Below are 24,758 nucleotides of genomic sequence, written 5' to 3'. Positions count from 1 at the left end.
CACGTCTTAAAAAGATAAACGTTCACCATCGTTTGGTATAATGACTTGGCTTGTTAGCTGATTTTCCTCCAGAAAACTGTGTAACGTTTTTCTGGATAATAAGCAATGATTTAGTGATTCCATATGCACGACAATGATGTTTGAGTTGGGTGCAGCTTGATGAGTATTGTAAATATCTTCTGCGGTCATCGTAATGGGTCCGCCTTCAAGGAATTGAGCAGCTCCACTATTTACAATAATTAAATCCGGAGAGTGAGCGGTAAGGGCTTTTTCTACATCCTCACACCACACTGTATCCCCTGCAATGTAGAGAGACTGCTCTTCCTGATGCTTAAAGACCATTCCAGATACTGGGCCAGTCATCTTAGTAATGTCCCCTCTGCCATGTTGACCATTTGTTTGGTTAATCGTTACATCGCCTATGTGAACTTGTTTTTCAAAAGAGTGAACATTTGAAAAGCCCTCTTGTTTTACGGTCTTTAAATCTTCTTGGTTTTGAACAAATATTTTAATGTCTGTTGGCAATATTTCTTTCGCTTTCTCATCGAAATGATCTGGATGAAGATGAGTAATAAATACAGCATCTACCTCTAAGTATTCACTCGCTTTATCTGGTAGTGGTACAAGTGGGTTAGATAATTCCTGATTGGGTGTGTTTGGAAAAGCAGGCATAGAACCCTGGTCAGCGAAGAATGGATCAATTAAAAAGCTATGTCCTCCATACTCTAGTAAAAGGGTTGCATTTCTTATATGATGGATATTCATGTGAATCTCCTCCTTTTTAGGTGTACACGTATAGGATAATATAAATGGAGTCTAGCTTACATAGATGAAATCAAGAATTTTGCGCCATGAACTTGAAATTTGAAAGGAGTGAGAGATGGTGGATGCCACGGATTATAAAATTGTACATGAGCTTAATCAGAATGCTCGGTTAAGTATGAAAGAGCTAGGTGAAAAAGTTCATTTGACAGGGCAGGCTGCTTCTTCACGAGTGTTAAAGTTAGAAGAAGCGGGGATTATTTCAGGTTATCAGGTTTGCGTGAATGAAGAGAAGATGGGGAATCCTGTGCATGTCTTTATAAATATTTACACAAGAGGGCCTTATCATAGATCTTATTTTTCAATTTTGGACCAATATCAGTATTTTGTAAGGAATAATTACAAAATTAGTGGAGATGGATGTTATTTATTAGAATGCCGTTTTCCATCAAACGAAGACCTTGATGAATTTATTACCAATCTTAGTGAGCATGTTGAATACAAACTTTCCATTGTTTTGAAAAATACACTTAAATAGAAGGACGACTTTTTGAAGTCGTCCTTCTATTTATTGTTCTTCTTTTGGCTTTTCATTTGCTTCTGGCATGATTTCATCAGCAAATTCAGCAAACGCAGCACCATTTGGGCGTGAATCTGCACGTTTCATATAATCTTGAATTTTACCAGCATATTTCTTCATTGGTTCATCATGGCTATGGTGCTCATCCTCGCGACCACGTGTAATGCCATAGAAGGCCGCACTCACCATTGTAGCCGCTACGCCCAGAACGGACATGACCATAGGGGTACGACTTTTTTTCTTTTTTCGAAACATGCCCATCCACATGGGTTGTTTTTTTGTATTGAACATGGACAACCATCGATTGTTTCTCATTAAAACATCCTCTCTGAAGAGTGTCTTCGTTCTTAGTGTCTCTAGAAATAGGTCGTTTATGAGAAGAATAACAACGTCGCCATCGACAAAATCTACCTATAACTATGTTATAGTTGCAATCACAATGGAAGTGAGGTGTGCATTATGCAAAATAAGTCATTACATAATAAAGCGAATCGTTTAAACCATGAAAAATCCCCCTACCTTCTTCAACATGCTTATAACCCTGTTGATTGGTATCCTTGGGGCGAGGAAGCCTTTCAGAAAGCAAAGAGGGAAGGAAAGCCGATATTTCTTTCCATTGGATATTCAACTTGTCATTGGTGTCATGTAATGGAAAGGGAATCCTTTGAAGATCAAGAAGTGGCCCAAATGATAAATGAGCGGTTTGTAGCCATTAAAGTGGACCGGGAGGAGCGTCCTGATCTCGATTCCGTTTATATGACCATTTGCCATATGATGAACGGCATGGGGGGATGGCCGCTAAGTGTGTTTATGACCCCTGAACAAGTTCCTTTTTATTCAGGGACGTATTTCCCGAAAGAAAGTCGGTATGGAATGCCGGGCTTGAAAGATGTCATCATTCAACTTTATCAAAACTTTAAGCAGCAACCTGATAAAGTGAAAAATATTGAAAAGAATGTTCAACATGCCCTTGATCAGGCCTTTCATATAACACCTTCAACAGAACTTTCTGAAGAGGTGCTCGATCACACTTATAGCACCTTATTTAAGCAATTTGATCGCACTTATGGCGGTTTTGGAAACGCCCCTAAATTCCCAAGACCCCATACACTTACATTTTTACTTAGGTATTATGATTACTCTGGTCAAGAAGAAGCGCTAAATATGGTCACTAAAACACTCGATGGGCTTGCTGCTGGGGGGATTTACGATCATGTAGGATTTGGCTTTTCACGGTATAGCGTGGATGAGAAATATCTTGTTCCTCATTTTGAGAAAATGTTATATGACCAGGCTTTACTTGGGATTGCTTATACAGAAGCATACCAGGTGACGAAGGAACCTCGTTTTAAGAAAACAGCTGATGAAATAATGTCTTATGTATTAAGGGACCTGACCCATCCTGAAGGAGGGTTTTACTCTGCCGAAGATGCTGATTCTGAAGGGGAGGAAGGCAAATTTTATGTATGGACCCCGGATGAGATTAAGGGAGTGCTCGGGAATTCATTAGGAGAACAGTTCTGTGAGATCTACAATATTACCGATCATGGAAATTTTGAAGGGAAGAGTATTCCGAACGTAATCGGTATTGATTTACAACAATATGCCTCCTCTTACAATAGTACTGAAAAAGAACTTGCTGAAGCCCTCGATCATTCTAGAGCAAAATTGTTTGAAGCGCGAAAGAAACGTATTCATCCCTTTAAGGATGATAAAGTGATTACATCTTGGAATGGGATGATGATTGCCGCATTAGCTAAAGCTTCTCGGGTATTTGAGAATGATACGTATATAAACGCGGCGAAACATGGACTTGAGTTTATCGAAACCCATCTGATCGTAGATGATCGGCTTATGGTCCGCTACAGAGACGGGGAGGTCAAACACCTTGGTTTAATTGATGATTATGCCTACATGTTGTGGGCTTACCTTGAAATGTATGAAGCTACTTACGATCTTGAGTATATCCAAAAGGCTAATCACCTGAGTGAGAACATGTTTAAGCTGTTTCTTGATGAAGAAGGTGGAGGGTTTTATTTATACGGCCACGATCATGAACAATTGATCGCCAGACCTAAAGAAGCAGCAGATGGCGCCGTTCCATCTGGTAATAGCGTGGCTGCTCTCCAGCTTTTACGATTGGCCCGCTTAACGGGAGATCATCAGAAAGAAGAGGTGGTAGAGAAAATGCTTCATGCTTTCTCAGACGACCTAGCTAAGTATTCGGACGGCCATGTTTACTTGATGCAAACGTACTTACTTACAAAAAGTAACATGAAAGAAGTTGTGATCTTACAAGGAATGAATAACGGAATGAAACCATTACTGGACTCTTTAAGAAATGACTTCTATCCGTCTAATACCACACTTGTTGCAGTAAGTCCTGAAGAACTTAAAGAGGTTGCCCCTTTTGCAGGTGACTACACATATTTGAATAATCAATCGACTGCGTATATTTGTGAGAATTTCAGCTGCCATACCCCAACGACAAGGGTGGATAAAGCATTTCGATATTTAAAGGTGTGAGGAGAACATCACACCTTTATCTCTGTTGGAAAAACTGAAACCCAAAGAACCGTTCATTCGTCTATATTGAATAAGAGGTGAGTTATTTGGGATTTTTATTGTTTATTATTGTTGTCCTAGCTATGGTAACCTCCAGTTTCCGAACGAAAAATCGAGACACGTATGGGGACAGTGATGCGAGTGGCGGAGACTCTTCTGGCTTTGGTTTGTTTGGAGATGGTGGTGACGGTGGAGGAGGCGGTGAGTAACGCTTCTTTCACAACGAGAGTACCTATAAAAGAAAAGAGCATTTGGCTATAGAAGCCAAATGCTCTTTTTGTGTCTCTTAGCTTATAAAAACATACCTGCTCCAGCAAGTAGTGATGTTAGCAACATCGTTACGATCATTAAATAGACTACAACTTTCTGGCGTTTTTCCCTCTTAGATGGTTTACGCTTTTGAGGCGCTTCTGTTTGTTTATTTTGAGCTGTTTTAGATGCCATCGTATTGACCTCCTTCATCCCCGATACTAGTCCTATTTTAACCCGAATCCGTGAATGGAACAAGTCTCCTTTTTTATAATACCAAAGCCCTTCTCTTCGTATTGTTGAACATTACTCTTATAGTGAATAATGATTCATTTTATAACCAGTTTCATGATACAATAAAATTGTCGAAAAATTGAAAGGGTTTTCTTGTTCTTTATCGAATACGTTCAAAATGATGCGTATTTTATCTAAAAGGGGGAGTTCGGATGGGGTCAACCTATAATGAGCAAAAACAAAAATGGGAGGAACAATCCAAGAAAGCAATCGAACGATTTCCAGAGAGGAAGGAACCGTTCGAAACGAGTTCCCATATTGAAATTGATCGTCTTTATTCACCAAATGAAATCAATGAAGATTATATTAATGATATAGGGTTTCCCGGGCAATATCCATTTACACGGGGGATCCAACCTACAATGTATCGAAGTAGATACTGGACCATGCGTCAATATGCAGGCTTTGGTTCCGCGGAGGAAACAAATAAACGGTTCCGTTATTTGCTCGATCAAGGGCAAACGGGACTTTCTGTAGCTTTCGATCTACCAACGCAAATTGGATATGACTCTGATGATCCTATGGCCGAAGGAGAAGTCGGGAAGGTCGGGGTAGCCATTGATAGTCTAGCTGATATGGAAACGTTGTTTAACGAGATTCCTCTTGAGCAAGTAAGCACATCCATGACCATTAACGCCCCTGCTTCTGTATTACTTTGTATGTATATCGCTGTTGGGGAAAAACAAGGTGTACCGAAGGAGAAATTAACAGGTACGATTCAGAACGATATTTTAAAAGAGTATATTGCGAGAGGAACGTACATTTTTCCTCCTAAGCCATCTATGAGAATCATTACGGACATCTTTGGTTATTGTCATGAGCATGTCCCTAAGTTCAATACGATTAGTATATCGGGCTATCATATCAGAGAAGCAGGATCTACTGCCGTACAGGAAGTGGCATTCACTCTTGCAAATGGATTGGCTTATGTAGATGCAGCCATTGAATCAGGTCTTAAAGTCGATCAATTCGCACCACGTCTAGCCTTCTTTTTTAACGCACATAATCAATTTTTTGAAGAAGCGGCTAAATTCAGGGCGGCTCGCAGAGTGTGGGCAAAAATTATGAAAGAACATTATAAAGCGGAAGATCCAAAAAGTTGGAAGCTTAGGTTCCACACCCAAACAGGGGGGTCTACTCTTACAGCACAGCAGCCTGATAACAATATTGTCCGTGTAGCGTTGCAAGCTTTATCAGCTGTAATGGGCGGGACGCAAAGTTTACACACAAACTCTCGCGATGAAGCTTTGGCACTACCGACCGAAGAGTCTGCACGCATAGCCCTAAGAACCCAACAAATTATTGCGAATGAAAGTGGCGTTGCAGATACTGTTGATCCTTTAGCTGGTTCTTATTATGTTGAGAAGTTAACGGATCAAATTGAAGAACAAGTCAATCAATACCTGGATCAGATTCGTGAGATCGGTGGAGCTGTTCAAGCTGTCGAAGAGGGCTACATGCAACGGGAAATTCACCACGCTGCTTATGAAACACAGAAGAGAATTGAAAGTGGAGAAGATGTGATCGTCGGGATGAATCAGTATAAGATTGACGAAGAAGTTAATCCAGAGTTATTAAAAGTTGACGAATATTTAGAGAAAGCTCAGGTACAGAAGACAGGTAACATTCGTATTCATCGAGACCAGGAACGTGTCGAGCAAGCGCTCAATCGGATTAAGCAAGCAGCCCAAGATCAAAACGATAATTTAATGCCGCATATTCTTGAAGCCGTAAAAGCATACGCTACTGTTGGTGAGATTTGTCACACCCTTCGAAGAGAATTCGGAGAATATGTTGCGCGCTAATTAGAAGAGGGGGAACGGTTATGGATAGAAAAATACGTGTACTTATAGCGAAACCAGGACTTGATGGGCATGATCGTGGAGCGCTTGTCATTTCGCAAGCTCTTCGTGACCATGGTATGGAGGTCATTTATACTGGGCTGCGCCAATCGCCTGATCAGATTGCTCAAGCAGCTATTCAAGAAGATGTCGATATTGTGGGATTATCCTCATTATCAGGCGCGCACCGGTCACTGTTTCCAAAAATTGTGGAAACATTAAAAAAATACAATGCAGAGGATATCCCTGTTTTTGGTGGCGGTGTTATTCCAGCTGAAGATATTCCGTTCTTAGAGGAAAAAGGGATTAAGAAGATCTTTACACCTGGTAGTTCGACAGATGAGGTAGCGAAATACATTCAACGGCTTGTTGATCCTGAACAATCCGCAGAGGTTAAACCGCCAGAGAAGATTGCTCACATTGGAATCGCTGTACAGAACATTGAACAAACTCTTCCGTTTTACACAGATACCCTTGGTCTTACTCTTACACATGTTGAAACAGTTGAGAGTGAAGGCGTTAAAGTTGCCTTCTTACCAATTGGGGAGACTCAAATCGAATTGTTAGAGCCGTTAAGTGATGATTCTTCAATTGCTCAGTTTATTAAGAAGAAAGGAGAAGGAATCCATCATATTGCATTTGAGGTATCGGATATAGGCGATCGGTTAAAACAATATAGGGCTGATGGCGTTCCTTTACTCAATGAGGTGCCAAAGAAAGGGGCACACAATGCTGATGTCGCTTTTTTACACCCGAAAGCATCTAACGGTGTTTTATATGAGTTATGTCAGCATGGAGGTGACCAAACGTAATGGATATTTATAATAAGATTAATGAACTCTATGATAGAAGAAGAACCATAGAAATGGGCGGTGGAGATGAACGTATACAAAAACAACGAGATAAGGGAAAGATGACAGCTAGAGAACGAATTGACTATCTCCTTGATGAAGGAACGTTCGTGGAACTCAACCCATTTATTGAGCACCGGGGCACAGAGTTTGGAATGGCAGGGAAAGAAGCACCTGGTGAAGGGGTCGTTACCGGTTTTGGGAAGATTAAAGGCAATGATGTGTACTTATTTGCCCAGGATTTTACGGTCTTCGGTGGGGCATTAGGTGAAATGCACGCAAAAAAAATTGCTGCGGCCATGGATCTTGCTGTCAAAAATGGTGTCCCCTTTATCGGTTTAAACGACTCAGGTGGCGCTCGAATTCAAGAAGGAGTCACTTCTCTTGATGGTTATGGGCAAGTCTTTTATCGAAATTCGATCTATTCAGGAGTGATTCCACAAATTTCTGTTATTATGGGACCTTGCGCAGGGGGAGCGGTTTATTCTCCTGCGATTACAGATTTCGTTATTATGGTTGAGGAAACGTCCCAAATGTTTATAACAGGACCTAAAGTAATCGAAACCGTAACAGGTGAGCAAATCTCTTCTGAGGACCTAGGTGGAGCGCATGTACATAATAGTAAAAGCGGAAATGCTCATTTGAAAGCAAAGACAGAAGAAGAAGCGTTAGATCAGGTCCGTTCTTTAATTGATTACCTACCTGCTAATAATGAAGAGAAACCTCGTCAAATAGAAATGGATGAGGAGGATCATTACAGACCAGACCTCACAGACTTAATCCCGTTTGATCCCATTCGTCCCTATGATGTAAGGACCATTATTGATCAGGTAACGGATGAAAACTCCTTCTTTGAAATTCATCCAGACTTTGCGAAGAACGTTGTGGTTGGATTCGCTCGCATTAAAGGGAAAACGGTGGGACTCGTTTGCAACCAGCCTAAAGTGATGGCTGGTGGTCTGGATATTGATTCTTCTGATAAAGCTTCCCGTTTTATTCGCTTTTGTGATTCATTTAATATTCCACTCATTACATTTGAAGACGTAACTGGGTTTTTCCCGGGTGTTAAACAAGAGCATGGTGGAATTATCAGACACGGAGCTAAAATCTTATATGCTTATTCAGAAGCGACTGTTCCAAAGATAACAGTCATTACTCGAAAAGCATATGGCGGGGCTTATGTGGCGTTAAATAGTAAATCAATTGGAGCAGACCTTGTCTACGCGTGGCCGAATGCTGAAATTGCGGTGATGGGGCCAGAGGGAGCAGCAAATATTATTTTTGCCAGAGACATAAAGGGGAGTGAAAATCCTGAAGCGACTCGTCAGGAGAAAATCAATGAATACCGTGAAAGATTTGCCAATCCTTATGTAGCTGCAGGTCTTGGTATGGTCGATGATGTTATTGATCCTAGAGAGACAAGAATCTCTCTTATTCAGGCACTAGATATGCTTAAAAATAAAAAAGAAGAACGACCAAAGAAAAAGCACGGAAATATTCCTTTATAAGAAACATCGTTTGACACTTGAGATGGCTTTCGCTAACGTACTAATAGAGAGTCATCTCTTTTTTTACATATTGAAGGAGGCAGCATATATGCTTACTGTAAATCGTGACCGATTAATTGAAGAATTTCTTGAGTTGGTTCAAATTGACTCAGAAACGGGAGACGAAGCAAAGATAAACGAAGTATTGAAAAAGAAATTTACAGACCTTGGTGTCGAGGTTTTTGAAGACAATGCCAAGGAAGTGACAGGGCATGGCGCTGGGAATCTTATCTGTACCCTGAAAGGAAGTAAGGGGGGTGTGGATCCAATTTACTTTACTTCTCATATGGATACAGTTGTACCTGGTAATGGCGTGAAACCTACTATTCAGGATGGCTATGTGGTTACAGATGGCACAACGATCCTTGGGGCGGATGATAAGACTGGATTAGCTGCTATTTTTGAAGCGATCCGTACCCTTCAAGAGAATAATGTAGAGCATGGGGATATTCAGTTTATCATTACAGTTGGTGAAGAATCAGGTTTAGTCGGAGCTAAAGCGCTGAATCCTGAACATTTAACTGCTAAATATGGCTATGCTCTTGATAGTGATGGGAAAGTTGGGAATATCGTAGTGGCAGCACCTACACAAGCTAAGCTGAATGCAGTGGTTAAAGGGAAGACTGCACACGCAGGTGTCGCTCCTGAAAAAGGAATTTCAGCGATTACACTAGCGGCTCGTGCCATCTCAAAAATGCCGCTTGGACGCATTGATGAAGAGACGACGGCAAATATCGGCCGTTTTGAAGGTGGTCAGAAGACGAATATTGTTTGTGATCACGTAGAAATCCTAGCTGAAGCTCGTTCACTTGTTCCGGAAAAAATGGAAGCTCAAGTGGAAAAGATGCGAAAAGCCCTTGAAGAGACTGCTGAAGAAATGGGCGGAAGTGTAGATATTGAAACCCAAGTTATGTACCCAGGCTTCAAACATAGTGAAGGGGAAGAAGTCGTTGAAGTAGCCAGACGTGCTGCGAAGGCGATCGGTCGTTCTACTGATCTTCTTACTAGCGGTGGAGGTAGTGATGCAAATATTATTGCAGGTCACGGAATTCCGACGGTGAACCTTTGTGTAGGATACGAAGAGATCCACACAACGAATGAACGTATGCCTCTTGATGAACTAGAGAAAACAGCTGAACTCGTGGCAGCAATTGTACAAGAAACAGCTCAAAAATAAGTCAAAAGCCTTCCGCCTGTTATGTCAGGTGGAAGGCTTTTTTACATATTTCTTCTGTGGATCGTAGACACTATGGACTGATGGATACAGGAGGGATAAACGTGCAACAACAAAACGATTCAACTACGAATCAAAAGAACATGGCCCCATCGACTAACCATGGAGGTCATGAGCTTTTTGATGCTCACGAAGTTATTGCATCTGTTATAAGTTTAATGGATCAATACCAAATGTATGAACAGCACATACAAGACCAGAAGTTAAAGGATATTTTAAATCGTCAGTACGCTTTTATTGAAACGATGTATAATACGATTGTAGAGAGCTTTAGCACGGGAAATAAACCGTCTGTTTCTACCCAAGTATACAAGATGGAAGAAGATCATACGACCGTTTATGGATTAAATCAGGGAGAGCCAAAAAAGCCCAATCAATCTGTACAAGAACTATCTGATAAAGGGTTATCTGCTTACATGTTAGGACAAACGAAGTCTCTAGCTACGCTGTTTTCGATGACGGCTTTAGAGATGACAAATCCCGTATTAAGACGCGTCATAGCAGATAGCGTTCCAAACTTAATTGAAATGTCGTATGAAATCTTTCTTTATCAGAACAAACATGGGTATTATCAAGTTCCACAATTAAATCCTCAGGACATGAACCAGATGCTTCAAAGTTATGTTCAGACCAATCAAAAGCCTATGCAATAATTTGGAAAAAGAGTCACCTTAAAAGGTGACTCTTTTTTTTGTGTCCCTTATGTTTAAAACAACTTAAAAATATTTAAGCCGTCTAATCCCATGAGTGCTCTTAAAAGTTACAAAAAGGTACCTATACTACATGAAAGTACGTACTTTTTTCTTATATTTTTACGATGCATAATAGCAATTGTTGCAACGGCAGTGAAGGAAACAGACAAGCCGTAAGCAATAGTCTTATGTATGAAACAGCTTATAGTTACTTTTTAGTACCTACCGTACTTTAAAGTGCGTACTTCCGCAAAGATGAAGTACATTGCATAATGTAATGTACGCAAGTTGGATAGGTAATGGCGCCTTATCTATTCAGTGATTATTAACGATAGTTCAAAGGAGGATCTCTTTAATGAGTTCTAACACACAACATTCAAATCAAGCTCAAAATAAAGGAGGCACACTGGCGCTACTTGCGCTAGCGATTAGTGCCTTTGGTATTGGAACAACGGAGTTTGTTCCAGTTGGACTTCTTTCATCGATTGCTGATGATTTATCTATATCGATTACGTTGGCAGGTCTTTTGATTTCTGGATATGCAATTGGAGTATCTATTGGGGCACCGGTTCTTACAGCATTAACATCCAAGATGAATCGAAAAACGCTTCTGATGTCTTTGATGGTTCTGTTTATAGTAGGTAACTCTGTAGCGGCGTTATCAACTAGTTTTACAGTCTTATTTATAGCTCGCTTTATTACGGCGTTCTCACATGGCATATTCTTCTCGATTGGCGCAACAATTGCTGCTGATTTAGTTCCGCAGCATAAGCGTGCCAGTGCAATAGCATTTATGTTTACAGGCTTAACAGTTGCGACCGTAACAGGTGTTCCACTTGGGACATTTATTGGACAAGCCTTTGGTTGGAGAGCAACCTTCTGGGGAGTCGCACTACTAGGTCTTATTGGTGTTATTTCCAGTGCGATATTGGTCCCTAAAGATCTTAAAGAAGCACCACCAGCGAAATTTAGTGAACAGCTTAAGATTTTAACAAATGGTAAATTAATCTTAGCTTTTGTCATTACAGGTCTAGGGTATGGAGGTACGTTCGTAGCCTTTACGTATCTTTCTCCGATATTAGAAGATATTACAGGATTTAGCGCCCGTTGGGTAAGTATTATCTTAGTTGGATATGGTGTGGCCGTTGCGATTGGTAACACCATCGGTGGAAAAGCTTCAAACAAAAATCCACTAAAAGCTCTGTTTTGGATGTTTGTATTCCAAGCTATTATTCTATTTATCTTAACGGTAACAGCGCCATTTAAAGTACTTGGTTTAATTACTATCTTCTTTATGGGTCTGTTTGCATTCATGAACGTTCCTGCTTTGCAAATCCTTGTTGTGAACCTGGCTGAAAAATATGTTCCATCTGCTGTTAACGTAGCATCAGCTTTAAATATTGCAGCTTTTAACGTCGGGATTGCGATTGGATCGTTTGTTGGGGGAATAATTGTAGACTCTATTGGACTTGAGCACACACCTTGGGTAGGTGCTGTCATGGTAGTTGGCGCTATATTATTAACAGCGGTTCTTCGTTCGATGGAACGTAAAGAAGACTAATCTGACTCAGAAAGGGCACTCCGAGTTAGATAACTAGATAAATCACCCGAACGCAGCACCCTGGTTCACCAAAGAACCAGGGTGTATTATATTGCATTCTATTCCATTTTAAGGATAAAATAGGGCGGGGAGGTGAGGATGAATTGGCTCAAGAAGGAACCCGTCTTCCTTTTCGTGACGTCGTTTTATATTTTATTAGTTTAGGGATTTTAATTTGGGTTTTGAACTCACTCACGTTGATGAATGCTTTATGGTTTGGAGTTCCTATCCTTGTAATAAGCTCTATCATTACGTATATCCGTTCTAATAAAGTCCAATCTAATGTACACCGGTATTTGCAGGAAAAAGGGGTAACCAAAGGGATTGTTTTTCCGATAATAATGATCCTCCAGGTCTCATGTTTTCTTGTATCCATCTCGCTAGAAAGTGGCCCCTTTATTGTTAATGGTCAGACAGGTTTCGATGACTACATGGTGAGGGAGTTCAATAGAAGGTTAGCTTTATCACTTATACTATTTTTATTTGGTATTCGAACGGTGATAGCAGGTTGGCTTGAGAAAAGTAAATCTTCTATTTGGATTGGTGTAAGTGTTATCTTCCTTTATTTTGGTATAGTTTACAAGATGGGGATAAGTTATGGAGTATGGTAAGAGTGTTAGAGAGTGCCTTGAAAAGGTGCTCTCTTTTTTGATTTTAGCAACCGTCATCTCCCGTTTAATGCTATAAAACATTAGCTAGAGGTGTCTTTGGAACGAGGAGACCCCGGACTGAACGAAGTAAAGGACAGCATGCCCGCGGAAATTCAGGAATAAATATCTAAAGGAGGGCTAAAGACCATGTCTAATGGTACATGCGTTCGTATTTAAAATAGACTTTTTACCTATTGAAATGTGACAACCTCTAATGCTATAGATTCAATTACGTTAAAAATGATTGAAAATTCTTACAATAATAGTATGATAAGGATAATACTATAGAGAAGGGTGATGATATGGATCAGGTTTATTCACTAGTCGAGCTATGGCACATTTTTAAATTGGCGATTTTAGTAAGCTTGGTGGGGGCATTGATTGGTCATTATAAACGAAATGCGTGTATTTTACTTCCGATTGTAAGTATTGATTTTAAGTTCAAGGGGTTTGAAGAGTGGAGCCAATCTTCTTATCGGGGAACAATGAGAGCGTTGATGCTGATTGTCACGATTGTGAACGCGTTTATTAGTTTCTTATTGTTTTTAATTGGAATCCGGTATGGAGATAACAAGAACACCGATCCGATTTTATTCGAACTTGGCGTCATTGGTGACCTCATTATAGGGGTTGGGGCTGGCATTATAGCCAAAAGCACTGTTACGCTAACGGGTACAGAAAATCAGCTATCTATTATTGTAACATCGTTACTTGCAGGGTATGCTGGGTTATCGTACATTCAAAAGTACCAAAAAGAATCTCTTGAAAATGCCTGTATTGATTATGAAAACAAATTAGCCTGTTCAGAAGAGGACAGAAGTCCGCACTTGTACCATAAGAATAACTCTTCCGATGAAATTGCGGCAACAAAGGAACCATAAATACTCCACGGAAAGAGGTTTGTTATGAAAGTCCGATTAACTCAAGAAGAGAGAGAGCAACTGGAATCATATTTGAATGTGCTGCAAAATCCTTTTGAATCCATTGCAAAGCGCAGGCTTGCGAAAAGTAAGTTTGATATGGTTTATAATCGAGCAGCGGCAAGAACCGCCAACTCCATGGGTTCTTGCATAAATAAAGAAAATCAGACTGCTTGCTCAAACGAAGGGGAAGAAAATCCTTCCAACCTGTAGAGAGATAATCAAACTCCCTATAGTTGGAAGGGTTTTTTTCTGTGTAATGAGCCAGGTCGTGTCAGACACCCTTTACTAAGGTAAAGGGTGTCTGACACGAAAGGGTTTTGAGTTGGACGGGAGGCGTAGGGTTGGTAGATGTGTTACAATAGATTATAGAACGAATGTTCGTTAGTGAGGAGGTGTGTTGATTTGTCGAAGTGGTATCCGAAGAATGGACGTGTGATTTTCCATGTTGATATGAACAGTTTCTATGCTTCTGTTGAGATGGCTTACAATCCAGAATTGAAAGGTAAACCTCTCGCGATTGCGGGAAACCCTGAGGAACGAAAGGGAATAGTTGTAACCGCCAGTTATGAAGCGCGGGCAAAGGGTGTAAAGACCACTATGCCTCTGTGGCAAGCAAGGCGTCTTTGTCCCGATATGATTGTGATGCGTCCTAATTTTGACCGTTATCGAAAGGCTTCTAGAGAGATGTTCTCCATTCTTTCTCAAGTCACACATCTTGTTCAGCCTGTTTCAATTGATGAGGGGTATATGGATATTACCGATTGCGAAGATCAGGGTACTCCTTTAGATATTGCAAATTGGATCCAAAAGACCATTATGGAGCAGCTCGAACTCCCTAGTTCTATAGGGATTGCGCCGAATAAATTTCTTGCTAAGATGGCTTCAGATATGAAAAAGCCAATGGGAATTACGGTACTTAGAAAGCGTGATATACCAACGAAATTGTGGCCGTTGCCTGTTAGAGAAATGTATGGGGTAGGAGAGAAAACCGCTGAGAAATTAATCAATAGCCATATTCATACGATAGAAGATCTTGCAAAAGCAGACGTGTATGCTTTAAAAGGGAAGCTTGGGATTAATGGGGAGCGTCTACAAAATCGTGCAAACGGAATAGACGATCGACTTGTGGATCCTGATGCGGTTAGCGAGTTCAAAAGTATTGGGAATTCCCAGACATTGCCTCATGATACGACCGATGATATCGAAATTACAAAACTCCTTCGTCAATTATCACAGAAAGTTGCCGATCGTATGGAGAATAAAGAGGTTGTTTCAAGAAATATTCAGCTAATGATTCGGTATCACGACCGGAGAACCATTACAAGAAGCAAACAATTACCTGAATATATCAGTAAAGTGGAAGAGATTTATCAATACGCCGTAAAACTTTGGGAAGACCACTGGAACGGGACGCCTATCCGACTTATGGGTGTTACTGCACAGGACCTAAGTGAAAAGCAGGACGCAACGCTACAGCTTGACTTGTTTACGTATGAAAAGGAAGCTAAAAACGAAAAATTGTATTCCGCCATTGGAGAATTAACGGACAAATACGGGTCCAATCCATTTAAGAAATTAAAGGCTAAGCCAAAAGCGACCCCAACCACCAGTTTTCAAAAAGACTTTCTGGACGATTTTAAAAAACACCAATCATCTGATTCGGAAACAAACTAGACAGACGCTAGTTTGTTTTTTTATGACTGTGGAGCACTAAAGCGTGCCAGACACCCTTTACTTTGTTAAAGGGTGTCTGGCACGCTTTAGTGCTTTAGATATATAGAGATCTGGAGTTTTGAATTTATTTTATATATTCGGTTCAAAAAACGTTGTCTTCTTACATATATTGAGGTAAGATGAAGCTAGAAATGAAATGATTTTATAATTATATTTCAAATTATTAAATGGAGATGAGCGTATGAGTATCGTACTATCAAATGTGAACAAGATATATCAAAGCGGTGAAGTGACTGTTCATGCGTTAAAGAATGTTTCTATTGAAATCCCTGATCAAGAAATTGTCGCGATTTTGGGCCCTTCAGGTTCAGGTAAGTCTACACTGCTTAATGTCATTGGAGGGATTGATCGTCATGATGAGGGAGAGATAACGGTTCATCACTATGAATTGTCCAAATTGAAAGATAAGGAATTAACAGAATATAGAAGGCAATCTCTTGGATTTATCTTTCAACAATATAATCTTATGCCGACACTCACCGTTTCTGAAAATGTTGAAGTAGGAAGTGAGTTAAGCCAGAATCCTCTTAACATGAAAGAGATTTTGGAGAAAGTTGGAATGTGGGATAAAAAGGACAAATTCCCTTACCAGTTAAGTGGAGGGGAACAGCAACGTGTTGCCATTGCACGTGCCCTGATCAAAAATCCTCAAGTCTTACTATGTGATGAGCCAACTGGGGCATTAGATGAAGAAACAGGTAAGAAAATCTTATCCCTTTTGAAATATGTAAATGAAACGTATGGTACAACAGTATGTATCATTACACACAATAATGGCATTGGTGAAATGGCCCATAAAGTCATCCGAATGAAAAGCGGTGAAATAATGGAGCATTTTTATAATGAGCAGCCCGTTGATCCAGAGAAGGTGAAGTGGGTATGATCCTCAGAAAAAGTATACTTCGTCAGTTTAAAGAGAAGAAGTTTCAGTTTATAGGCGTAACGATTCTTCTGATTGTGTCCATTATGCTTTATGTTTCTATGTCGATGGGAATCTCGACTTTGGATAATCGGAACGCTCAATTTAAAGATGAATATAGCCAAGAGGATTTTCATATGATTCTCTCTAATGAGATTCCTTCTAATCAACTATCAAGATGGGAAGACAAGTTTGACCTAATATTAGAAGAAAGAAGGTATGGGGATCTTCCATACACAAATGAAGACACAACGCTTCGGTTATTTTCGCTAACGAATGAGATCAATATCTCGTATGCTTCAGAGGGAGCGTTGCCACAAGAAGCTGGAGAAGTGGCATTATCTCCTGTCTTTGCAAAAGCACAAAACATCGAGGTAGGAGATGAAATCGAAGTAAACGGAGATGCACTGGAAGTAACAGGGTTCGTTTATCTCCCTGACTACATCTATATACTAGAGCGAGAAAGCGATCTTCTTAGTGATCCGAGTACATTTGGGATCGGCGTTACGACAGAACGTACACTCTTATCAGTTGCTGATCAGACCGTCACGCAAGTATTAGGAGATGGTGCTTCTGTTCAAGCAAGAGATTCGTTCAAATCAACCGTTACAGAAGATTACTCCTTACTGAAATGGTTAAATCAAGAGGAGAATCCTCGAATTCAATTTGTAGAATCGGAAATTGAAAGCTCGCAAAAGTTGATTACAACTCTACCTTTATTTATATTAGCTTTATCGGTTCTAATGGTACTTATGATTATGAAGCGCCGTTTAGAAATGCAAAGAAAAGAGATCGGGACGTTAAAAGCACTAGGCTATCGTAATCGTGAACTCATTCGTCATTATATGATGTATGCAGCCTTTATTGGATTGCTAGGCTCTTTGCTCGGTGTGGCAGCAGGTGCTGGATTGTCCATTCCAATAACAGATCTATATTCCAATTACTTTAACTTACCAAGCATTTCTTATTTCGATTGGGACCCTAAAGTCCTTGTCATTGGTTTTGTAATTCCAAATGTTATATTACTCCTTATGACTTACTTTGTGATCCGTAAGCCCTTGCAACAATCCCCCCTTGATCTGTTGCGACCAAAGGATACGGCTGCTGGGAAGAAGTCCATGTTAGAAAGGCTGCCGCTACTCAATAAGGGAAGCTTTATGACACGGTTTCGCACTCGTTTGTTAGCCAGGAGTAAAGCGAGAGCTGTTTATATTTTGTTAGGGGTTATGTTTTCTAGTATTCTTTTAATCTTTGGGGCAACGATGTACAAAGGTATGGATGGTATTGTAGATGCAACCTATAAAGAAATCTTGACCTACAATTACGCTGCTCACTATAAAACATTGCAAGAAGAAACACCGTCCCAAGGGGAAAGCCCATTTACTGCAGCAGAAGCAGAGATTAGCGAAGTGAATGGAGAAAAAATCGATTCAATTGACCAGCAGTCGATGATCTATGGATTAGAGCCTGACACAGACCAAATTCACCTTAAAACTGAAGAAGGTAAGCTGCTCAATTCCAAACTTAAAGAAGGTGTTATCCTGAGCGAACCCTTTGCGAGCGCACTCGGTTTGGCGGAAGGGGATACGATTACTCTAACGAATGCTTACAACTCAAACACCCTTAAGAAAAAAGTACAAGGAATCGCGAGTGTTTATATTGGCTTTTCCATTTATGATGAACGTGGTGAGGTAAATAAGTTTTTAGGGTATCCAGAAGAGGTTTATACAGGAAAATGGACAAATAAAGAGCCGGAAAACTCAGAAAACGTCTTATTTATTGAGAATAAACAAGACATCATTGAAAATTTTGAATCCACATCTGCTTTAACACGGTACTCTGTATTTGGCATTGCGGGCTTCGCATTCTTAATAGGGGTAATTGTCCTAACCCTCATTACGAATCTAATCGTGGAAGAGAATTCACCGTCAATTTCCCTGTTTAAAGTCATGGGCTATACGGATAAAGAAGTTTCTAAGCTTATTATAAATGTCTATACACCAATCGTCTTGATTGGGTTTATCCTGTCTGTCCCAATTGGAATCTTAAGCATTGATCAACTCATGAATTCACTCGTTGAACAGACCGGTTTCGCTATGCCTGTTCACCTGAGTCCCTTAATGATTGGCATGAGTTTGGTTACGATCTTATTCACCTATTACGTATCTTTAACTCTCTCAAGAAGGAAACTAAAAAAGGTTTCCTTACAAGAAGCCCTGAAAAAACAGCAAGATTAATTGCTTTAGCGAGATAAAGGGTGCCAGACACCCTTTTACTAATTAAAGAATGGTTTACAAGGGTGGGGGAGTTTGGTAATATTATAGAAATTATTAAAAGGCTGTGAAGAGAAGAGTAAATCAGCATCATTTCCTAAAGAGAGCTCCGGTTGGTGAAAAGGGGCGGACGTGACTGGTTGAACCAAACCTCTAGAGCTGCGCATGGGAACATTCAGTTGGGATCGTGCGCCAGGTGCTCCTGTTACAGAGCTAGGGTATATGCATTCATACATGTCGTACCCGAAAAGGTTAATATGGAGACATATTAATAAACTGGGGTGGCACCGCGGATTAATTATCGCCCCCAAGATGAGAAATCTTGGGGGTGTTTTTTATGTGCAAAAGTAAACAGATTCATTCTTCCTGAATAATGGTTAGTAGCTTACAACAGGAGGAAATCAAATGAATCACGTCTATCGAAAGCAACGAAAGCACGCTTCTATCATCTTATTAGCAGCGCTTGGAATCTCTGCACTAGGGGATTGGGTTTACCTTATTGCATTAAATCTCATGGTGTTAGACAAAACAGGATCACCGCTTGCTGTTACCTTTTTATATATAGCAAGACCAATTGCTGTTATTGCCACAAATTTATGGGCCGGCAGTATAATTGATCGTATCAATCAGAGAAATATGATGATTGGATTAGACTTTATACGGGGGTTGCTGGTATTGTTGATCCCTTTAACGAACAACCTAACAATAGTCTACGGACTGGTACTAATTATTTATATGGCCAGTGCTATGAGCGAACCGACAGCTTTGTCGTATATAACGAACCTGATTCCGTCAGAGAAGAGGAAACATTTTAATGGATGGAGAAGCTTGCTGGACTCTGGTGGATTTGTGTTAGGACCAGCTATTGCAGGAGCATTATTAGTGGTAGGAGGCTATAAAATTTCGATTATCTTGAATGGAGTTTCTTTTTTGATCGCAGCGTTGCTTATTTTTTATCTCCCTAAACCGAATAAAGAGAGGGATAGTCTCGAAAAACCTTCTTATGAAATGTTTAAAAGAGACTGGAAAGATGTGTGGTCCTTTTCAAGAAACCATCGTTTTATGATGCTAACCTACTTCTTAGTTGGCGTTATAATGGTGTTCGTGGCAGCTATTGATTCTTTGGAAGCTGCTTTCTCTACAAATATAATCATGCTTTCTGAAATAAAATATGGCCTTTTAGTAAGTATTGCTGGGGCTGGGTATGTGATGGGTTCCTTAGTTCTCATCGCGATTTCCCATTTCATTAGTTTTCGAATGATGATTGGTTTAGGAGCTATATTCGTTGGGGCAGGTTATGTGGTGTATAGTTTTTCAAGTGTAATGGGTCAAGCAGCTACTGGATTCTTTATCCTTTCCTTCTTCATGGCTTGGATGCAAACGGGTTTTAATACGTTCGTACAACATTCTATCCCGCCAGATAGAATCGGAAGGGTATCCAGTATATACGGTTGGTTAGAAGCACTCCTCACTATTATGGCAACGATTGTAATTGGCTTTACTGCTGAATTTCTTACGCTACAAGGCTCTGTAATTGTAGCAAGCGTGATATTAGCTGGCCTTTCAACCATTCTTTTCAGTTTGTCTGTGCTTCAGGATAAAAGAAGAAGGGTCTCTCTTTTATATCATTAAACAAAAAGGCTCTCAGTCATGAGAGCCTTTTTGTTTTGGAGAAGGAAGTTCAAATCGTTTCCCGATCGTTATTCCATCCACTAAAGGGATGTCTTGATTCATAATTTTACCTATCGTTTCATTTGTTAAATCGCCTGACTTTTGAACGGTTATACTTCTCGTTAAATAGGTAACCTGTTCCGCACCAATACTTAATGGAGGGTGGGTGCCTATTTTATTGCGAGTGATATAGCTCGGATAAATAAGGGTGACGAAGCGTTCTGATTTTGTTTGATTTCTTATTTCAAGATTAATTGTAAAGGTAACTTTTTCTTCATTTTCGTTTGTAACATGATAAGAAAAGTCTTTAATAGCAATTGGCTCATCAGATTCTTCAACCGCTGAACAAGAAGTAAGGACAACGGCGAAAAGGATGAGTGCCCACAACCATTTTGTGTGCATACATTTAGACTCCAATCATTTGATTCGGTATATTTTGCTCTTTAAGAGCAGCCCGTGTAGCTTATTTATTCATATGAAGTTATGCATCATTTTAAACCGCCATCCTCCCCTGTTTTTATAAGGGAGAGTGAAGCGTAAGTTCAACCTTAGAGAATAGTAAGGAATGAGTCAAGGTTAACGCTATTCTTGGTACATTTTTGTTAGTTTGCACTTCTTATCATAGACAAATCAAGTGCGTCTCATACCAGGTGAAGGCTAGCTCAGAAGTTATTAGAAATTAAGGTTTCCTTGCAAGTAGTATAGGTTGATAATAACCTGTCTCTTTAGCGCTCTTCCAATTGATATTATAGAAGCCGGCTTCTTCTAATAAAGCGGTCAATTCATCTTGTAAGATTGCACGATAATCTGTTGAAAACTGTTTTGTATGCCAGGTGTCTTGCGTTTTATTCATAATAAAGTGGTGGAGGGTATACGTGCGTCCGTCCTCTTTCCAATCCCACAGTTGGAAGACAATTCGATTCCCTTCATTAAGAGACTTAGGAGGAGTAGAGGCAGGCTTTTCTTTTAACAGTTCGTCATAGTTTCTCATTGTAATAACGAGCCATCCCCCTGTCTTCACTTTCTGATAGAATTGTGAAGCTGCCAAACGTAAATCCTCTTCATTTAAGAGATGGGGTAGCGAATTGTCCGCTGAGAGGAGAATGTCAAAGGTACCCTTAATATCTTGATTTAAACGTCGGAAATCAGATATCCCAAAAGAGATAGACGCGTCTCGAGTGAAGGCCTCTTGTTTTGCCCGCTCCACTGCTGCTCTACTAATGTCCGTTGCGGTAACATTATAACCGGAGAGGGCAAGACCAATCGACTGAGTACCGATCCCACACGAACAATCTAATAAGGATGTATCTTTACGATCTTTGATAATCAGTGATGTAAGAAGTTTGCTTAAGGTTTCTCCCTGGTATTGAATGGCTTCATCCCAATCCTTAAAAATCATATGGTAATGTTCTGCTAGTTGATTGTAAAAATCTTCAGCGGATGGGTTCACTGTGCTCACTCCTACTATAAGTTCTTTTGCCATACTCTTTATAGCTTCCACTTAAATTGTAGCATAGTAAAAAGGGGAGTAAATCTATATAGGTTGTTCAGTCATTTTAATAGGCATAAATAAAGGCTTAAAGCATTCCTGCTCTAAGCCTTTTTTGAGTATCTTTCTTAGATATATAGATTTATAGAAGCTGATGCGTTTTTCGGTTCGTTTTCTGGAAGATATGCACAAGGTCCTCGAGCATTCCGCTTGCAGTTGTGGAGGCTCCAGCACCAGGGCCTGCCAATGTGAGCGGTCCAGCCAAGTCGGTATGAATGACCACGCCATTTTGCTCATGGTCAATGGCATAAAGGGGATGATGATGGGTAAGGGCGATAGGCTGAATGGAAGCACGAACATCACCGTCTTTCCATTCAATGGTCGCAATATGCTTTATTTTCTTACCCATGAATGAGGCTTCTTCTATATGATCAGAGCGGATAACATCGATCCCTTCTACAAATACCTCATTCCAGTTTGGCTGTTTGCCATAAATGAGCTCACTGACAATCATAAGTTTATAAAAAGCATCGCGCCCATTTATGTCGTTTGATGGATCGGCCTCTGCGTACCCTTTGTCCTTTGCTTCTTGCAGAGCCTGGTCAAAGGATACCTTGTTTTCTTTCATCCTCGTTAAGATGAAATTTGACGTCCCATTTAGAATCCCTTCAAACCGTTCTACACGATTGACCTGGAGCAGTTGGGAGAGTGTACGAATAATTGGCGTCCCTGCAACTGTGGTAGATTCATATCCTAAGGAAACATCGCATTTTTCTGCTAACTTCTTTAAAGTCTTTCCATGTTTAGCAAACATTTGTTTATTTGCCGTTATTACATGTTTACCACTCTCTATTGCTTTCTTACAGTAACTAAACGCGGGCTCTTCTCCAACGATCGCATCGATCACAACATCAATATCTTGAAGAAAAAGCTCGTTGAAATCTGTTGTAACTAAACTAGAGTGAGGAAACTCCCGTTTTTTAGTTGGATTTTTAACAAGAATACTAGCAATTTCAACAGGTTCTCCTTCTAAAAGATTCTGCAGCCTTTCCTGATGCGATTGAATGGTTTCGGCAAATCCCTTTCCAACTGTTCCGTAGCCGAGCAATCCAACTCGAATTGTCATGATGTACCTCCTTTACTATGCTTTGTTTGATCTGGGAGGATCTTAGGCTTTAACAGGCTCTTCTATATAATTAGGTATACGAACACCGATGGCATCTCTGTATAAATTTTCAGTGCTTAGTAACGTAAGGTTTTGTTCTCTTAGGTAAGTGAGCTGCTCTTCCGTTAATGTCCCTTTGCGATAAGCTACAAGCTTTGTAATGGGACTAATTTGAACCTGACCTTCTTGTTTCTCGGTTACATAGACAATATCAGCTTCAGTACCTGGCCCATCAGTTAGTTTAAACCCAAGACGTGATAGCTTCGAAGATTCATCTTTTGAATTCGGATTCCCTAAAAAGACGATTTTTTTAGGTCGGACGGCTGTTTCATCACGGTATAAACTTGATTGTAAGTAGGAAGAGGCCCCGGATGCTTGAGGGTCCTGGCTTGAGACTCCTGTTGCTTTATAAATCGCTTGTTCTAAATCTTCAATTAGATCCTTCGTTGATTCAATTCCAACTGATAGGCGTATTAAATCTTCTGTAACACCGGTTTTCACTAAATTCTCGTTATTCAATTGCTGATGTGTAGTTGAAGCAGGATGAATGATAAGTGATTTTGCATCTCCTACATTGGCTACATGGGACCACAACTTGATGTGATCAATAGCGCGTTTTCCTTCTTCAAGTCCTCCTTTTATCCCGAATACAACCATCGAGCCTGCGCCCTGATTTAAGTACTTCTGAGCAAGTGAATGGGATGGGTGTGATGGAAGGCCAGGGTAAGAAACCCAACTCACACCAGGATGATTCTCAAGGTAAAGAGCAATTTCTTTTGCATTTTGAACATGACGCTCTATCCGTAAATGTAAGGTTTCTAGTCCTTGTAATAGATGAAAGGCATTGTGTGGACTTAAGCATGCTCCGATATCTCGTAATAATTGAACCCTTAATTTTACCGCGAAGCCTGCTGGACCAACATCTGACCCATATCTAAGTCCATGATAACTTTCATCCGGTTCAGTAAAGCCGGGGAACAATTCATGATTCCAGTCGAAACGTCCTCCATCTACAACTACTCCTCCAATGGATGTTCCATGACCTCCAATCCATTTCGTCGCAGAGTGAACGACAATGTCTGCTCCAAAAGATAAAGGCTTACAAAGGATCGGTGTTGCAAAGGTACTATCCACGATAAGGGGGATGTGATAGTCGTGAGCGATGTCGGCCACTGATTCGATATCTAGTACATGTAAACTTGGGTTTCCAATCACTTCTGCAAAGATGGCTTTTGTTTTTGAAGTAATCGCATCTCGAAATTGCTCTGGGTCTGTACTGTCAACAAAGGTGACATTGATTCCGTATTTCGGGAGAGTGACGGCAAATAAATTGTAAGTACCACCGTATAGGTTCGTGGAGGCAACGATTTCATCACCAGCGCTTGCGATGTTTAAGATAGCAAGGGTGATCGCAGACATACCAGATGAAGTAGCAACGGCTGCTACGCCGTCCTCTAGAAGTGCAACCCTTTGTTCAAATACATCTACTGTTGGATTGCCAAGACGAGTGTAGATGTTTCCGGGTTCTGCAAGGGAAAATAGATTTTTGGCATGTTCTGTGTCGTTAAAGACATAAGAGGTGGTTTGGTAAATGGGAACCGCACGTGAACCTGTCGCTTTATCAGGATGCTGGCCACCGTGTAAACTTACTGTTTCGTTTTCAAATAGATGAGATTTTTGAGTCATAACAATTCCTCCTTGTTTAAGTAAAAGTCTAGG

General features: G+C 40.3%; 23 protein-coding genes and 1 other annotated feature. Of the genes, 16 read left to right on the top strand and 7 right to left on the bottom strand.

What is annotated here, in order from left to right:
- Window positions 1-6 precede the first annotated feature (6 nt).
- A complete protein-coding gene (locus QNI29_RS12445) occupies window positions 7-765 on the bottom strand; it encodes an MBL fold metallo-hydrolase (protein ID WP_231416831.1) in 759 nt (252 codons plus the stop codon).
- 115 nt (window positions 766-880) lie between these two features.
- Here QNI29_RS12445 and QNI29_RS12440 point away from each other — a divergent pair, with 115 nt between their 5' ends.
- The gene (locus QNI29_RS12440) at window positions 881-1,300 is read left to right on the top strand and encodes an Lrp/AsnC family transcriptional regulator (protein WP_231416830.1); all 420 of its coding nucleotides are present in this window, start codon (window positions 881-883) and stop codon (window positions 1,298-1,300) included.
- 30 nt (window positions 1,301-1,330) lie between these two features.
- Here the strand turns inward: QNI29_RS12440 and QNI29_RS12435 are convergent, their stop codons facing one another.
- Window positions 1,331-1,633, bottom strand: coding sequence for a hypothetical protein (locus QNI29_RS12435; protein ID WP_231416829.1), 303 nt, complete (start codon window positions 1,631-1,633; stop codon window positions 1,331-1,333).
- A 168-nt stretch (window positions 1,634-1,801) separates the two neighbouring features.
- Here QNI29_RS12435 and QNI29_RS12430 point away from each other — a divergent pair, with 168 nt between their 5' ends.
- Entirely contained in the window at window positions 1,802-3,868 is a 2,067-nt protein-coding gene (locus tag QNI29_RS12430) for a thioredoxin domain-containing protein (protein ID WP_231416828.1), read from the top strand.
- Between the two features lie 86 nt (window positions 3,869-3,954).
- On the top strand, window positions 3,955-4,116 hold the full coding sequence (locus tag QNI29_RS12425; RefSeq protein ID WP_231416827.1) for a hypothetical protein: 162 nt from the start codon (window positions 3,955-3,957) through the stop codon (window positions 4,114-4,116).
- Between the two features lie 82 nt (window positions 4,117-4,198).
- On the opposite strand, the gene prli42 is transcribed toward QNI29_RS12425, so the two are convergent.
- Window positions 4,199-4,351 carry a stressosome-associated protein Prli42 gene (prli42, locus tag QNI29_RS12420; protein ID WP_231416826.1) on the bottom strand — a complete coding sequence of 51 codons (153 nt, stop codon included), beginning with the start codon at window positions 4,349-4,351 and terminating at the stop codon, window positions 4,199-4,201.
- A gap of 251 nt (window positions 4,352-4,602) precedes the next feature.
- Between prli42 and QNI29_RS12415 the strand changes: the two genes are divergently transcribed.
- The 13 genes from QNI29_RS12415 to QNI29_RS12355 all read left to right on the top strand — a co-directional run bounded on the left by QNI29_RS12415 (window position 4,603) and on the right by QNI29_RS12355 (window position 20,346).
- A complete protein-coding gene (locus QNI29_RS12415) occupies window positions 4,603-6,255 on the top strand; it encodes an acyl-CoA mutase large subunit family protein (protein ID WP_231416825.1) in 1,653 nt (550 codons plus the stop codon).
- Between the two features lie 20 nt (window positions 6,256-6,275).
- Entirely contained in the window at window positions 6,276-7,103 is an 828-nt protein-coding gene (gene mce, locus QNI29_RS12410; protein ID WP_231416824.1) for a methylmalonyl-CoA epimerase, read from the top strand.
- The gene (locus QNI29_RS12405) at window positions 7,103-8,650 is read left to right on the top strand and encodes an acyl-CoA carboxylase subunit beta (RefSeq protein WP_231416823.1); all 1,548 of its coding nucleotides are present in this window, start codon (window positions 7,103-7,105) and stop codon (window positions 8,648-8,650) included. Before mce ends, QNI29_RS12405 begins: the two co-directional genes overlap by 1 nt.
- Window positions 8,651-8,738: 88 nt before the next feature.
- Complete coding sequence (locus QNI29_RS12400) at window positions 8,739-9,866, top strand: M20/M25/M40 family metallo-hydrolase (RefSeq protein WP_231416822.1); 1,128 nt, start codon at window positions 8,739-8,741, stop codon at window positions 9,864-9,866.
- Window positions 9,867-10,006: 140 nt separating this feature from the next.
- A complete protein-coding gene (locus QNI29_RS12395) occupies window positions 10,007-10,576 on the top strand; it encodes a spore coat protein (protein WP_231417578.1) in 570 nt (189 codons plus the stop codon).
- Window positions 10,577-10,970: 394 nt separating this feature from the next.
- Window positions 10,971-12,176: an MFS transporter gene (locus tag QNI29_RS12390; RefSeq protein WP_231416821.1), complete on the top strand. Its 1,206-nt coding sequence runs from the start codon at window positions 10,971-10,973 to the stop codon at window positions 12,174-12,176.
- A gap of 143 nt (window positions 12,177-12,319) precedes the next feature.
- Entirely contained in the window at window positions 12,320-12,826 is a 507-nt protein-coding gene (locus QNI29_RS12385; protein WP_231416820.1) for a hypothetical protein, read from the top strand.
- A 341-nt stretch (window positions 12,827-13,167) separates the two neighbouring features.
- A complete protein-coding gene (locus tag QNI29_RS12380) occupies window positions 13,168-13,746 on the top strand; it encodes a hypothetical protein (RefSeq protein ID WP_231416819.1) in 579 nt (192 codons plus the stop codon).
- 24 nt (window positions 13,747-13,770) lie between these two features.
- Window positions 13,771-13,998 (top strand): hypothetical protein, encoded by a 228-nt coding sequence (locus QNI29_RS12375; protein WP_231416818.1) that lies wholly within the window; start codon window positions 13,771-13,773, stop codon window positions 13,996-13,998.
- Window positions 13,999-14,190: 192 nt separating this feature from the next.
- The gene (locus QNI29_RS12370) at window positions 14,191-15,462 is read left to right on the top strand and encodes a DNA polymerase IV (RefSeq protein ID WP_255687490.1); all 1,272 of its coding nucleotides are present in this window, start codon (window positions 14,191-14,193) and stop codon (window positions 15,460-15,462) included.
- A 241-nt stretch (window positions 15,463-15,703) separates the two neighbouring features.
- Window positions 15,704-16,405 (top strand): ABC transporter ATP-binding protein, encoded by a 702-nt coding sequence (locus QNI29_RS12365; RefSeq protein ID WP_231416817.1) that lies wholly within the window; start codon window positions 15,704-15,706, stop codon window positions 16,403-16,405.
- Window positions 16,402-18,678, top strand: coding sequence for an ABC transporter permease (locus tag QNI29_RS12360; RefSeq protein WP_231416816.1), 2,277 nt, complete (start codon window positions 16,402-16,404; stop codon window positions 18,676-18,678). Before QNI29_RS12365 ends, QNI29_RS12360 begins: the two co-directional genes overlap by 4 nt.
- Window positions 18,679-18,772: 94 nt before the next feature.
- Window positions 18,773-19,026: a binding site (T-box leader), on the top strand.
- Between the two features lie 93 nt (window positions 19,027-19,119).
- A complete protein-coding gene (locus QNI29_RS12355) occupies window positions 19,120-20,346 on the top strand; it encodes an MFS transporter (protein ID WP_231416815.1) in 1,227 nt (408 codons plus the stop codon).
- A 12-nt stretch (window positions 20,347-20,358) separates the two neighbouring features.
- Here QNI29_RS12355 and QNI29_RS12350 read toward each other — a convergent pair whose 3' ends face one another.
- The 4 genes from QNI29_RS12350 to QNI29_RS12335 all read right to left on the bottom strand — a co-directional run bounded on the left by QNI29_RS12350 (window position 20,359) and on the right by QNI29_RS12335 (window position 24,725).
- The gene (locus tag QNI29_RS12350) at window positions 20,359-20,787 is read right to left on the bottom strand and encodes a hypothetical protein (protein ID WP_231416814.1); all 429 of its coding nucleotides are present in this window, start codon (window positions 20,785-20,787) and stop codon (window positions 20,359-20,361) included.
- Window positions 20,788-21,064: 277 nt separating this feature from the next.
- The gene (locus tag QNI29_RS12345; protein ID WP_231416813.1) at window positions 21,065-21,868 is read right to left on the bottom strand and encodes a class I SAM-dependent methyltransferase; all 804 of its coding nucleotides are present in this window, start codon (window positions 21,866-21,868) and stop codon (window positions 21,065-21,067) included.
- A gap of 148 nt (window positions 21,869-22,016) precedes the next feature.
- On the bottom strand, window positions 22,017-23,000 hold the full coding sequence (locus QNI29_RS12340; RefSeq protein WP_231416812.1) for a homoserine dehydrogenase: 984 nt from the start codon (window positions 22,998-23,000) through the stop codon (window positions 22,017-22,019).
- Window positions 23,001-23,042: 42 nt separating this feature from the next.
- On the bottom strand, window positions 23,043-24,725 hold the full coding sequence (locus tag QNI29_RS12335) for an O-acetylhomoserine aminocarboxypropyltransferase/cysteine synthase family protein (RefSeq protein ID WP_231416811.1): 1,683 nt from the start codon (window positions 24,723-24,725) through the stop codon (window positions 23,043-23,045).
- Between the last annotated feature and the right edge of the window lie 33 nt (window positions 24,726-24,758).

This window comes from Pontibacillus chungwhensis (genome assembly GCF_030166655.1).
Classification (GTDB): domain Bacteria; phylum Bacillota; class Bacilli; order Bacillales; family BH030062; genus Pontibacillus.
Note: the sequence above shows the minus strand (reverse complement) of the source record. Positions and strands in the feature narration are given on the sequence as shown.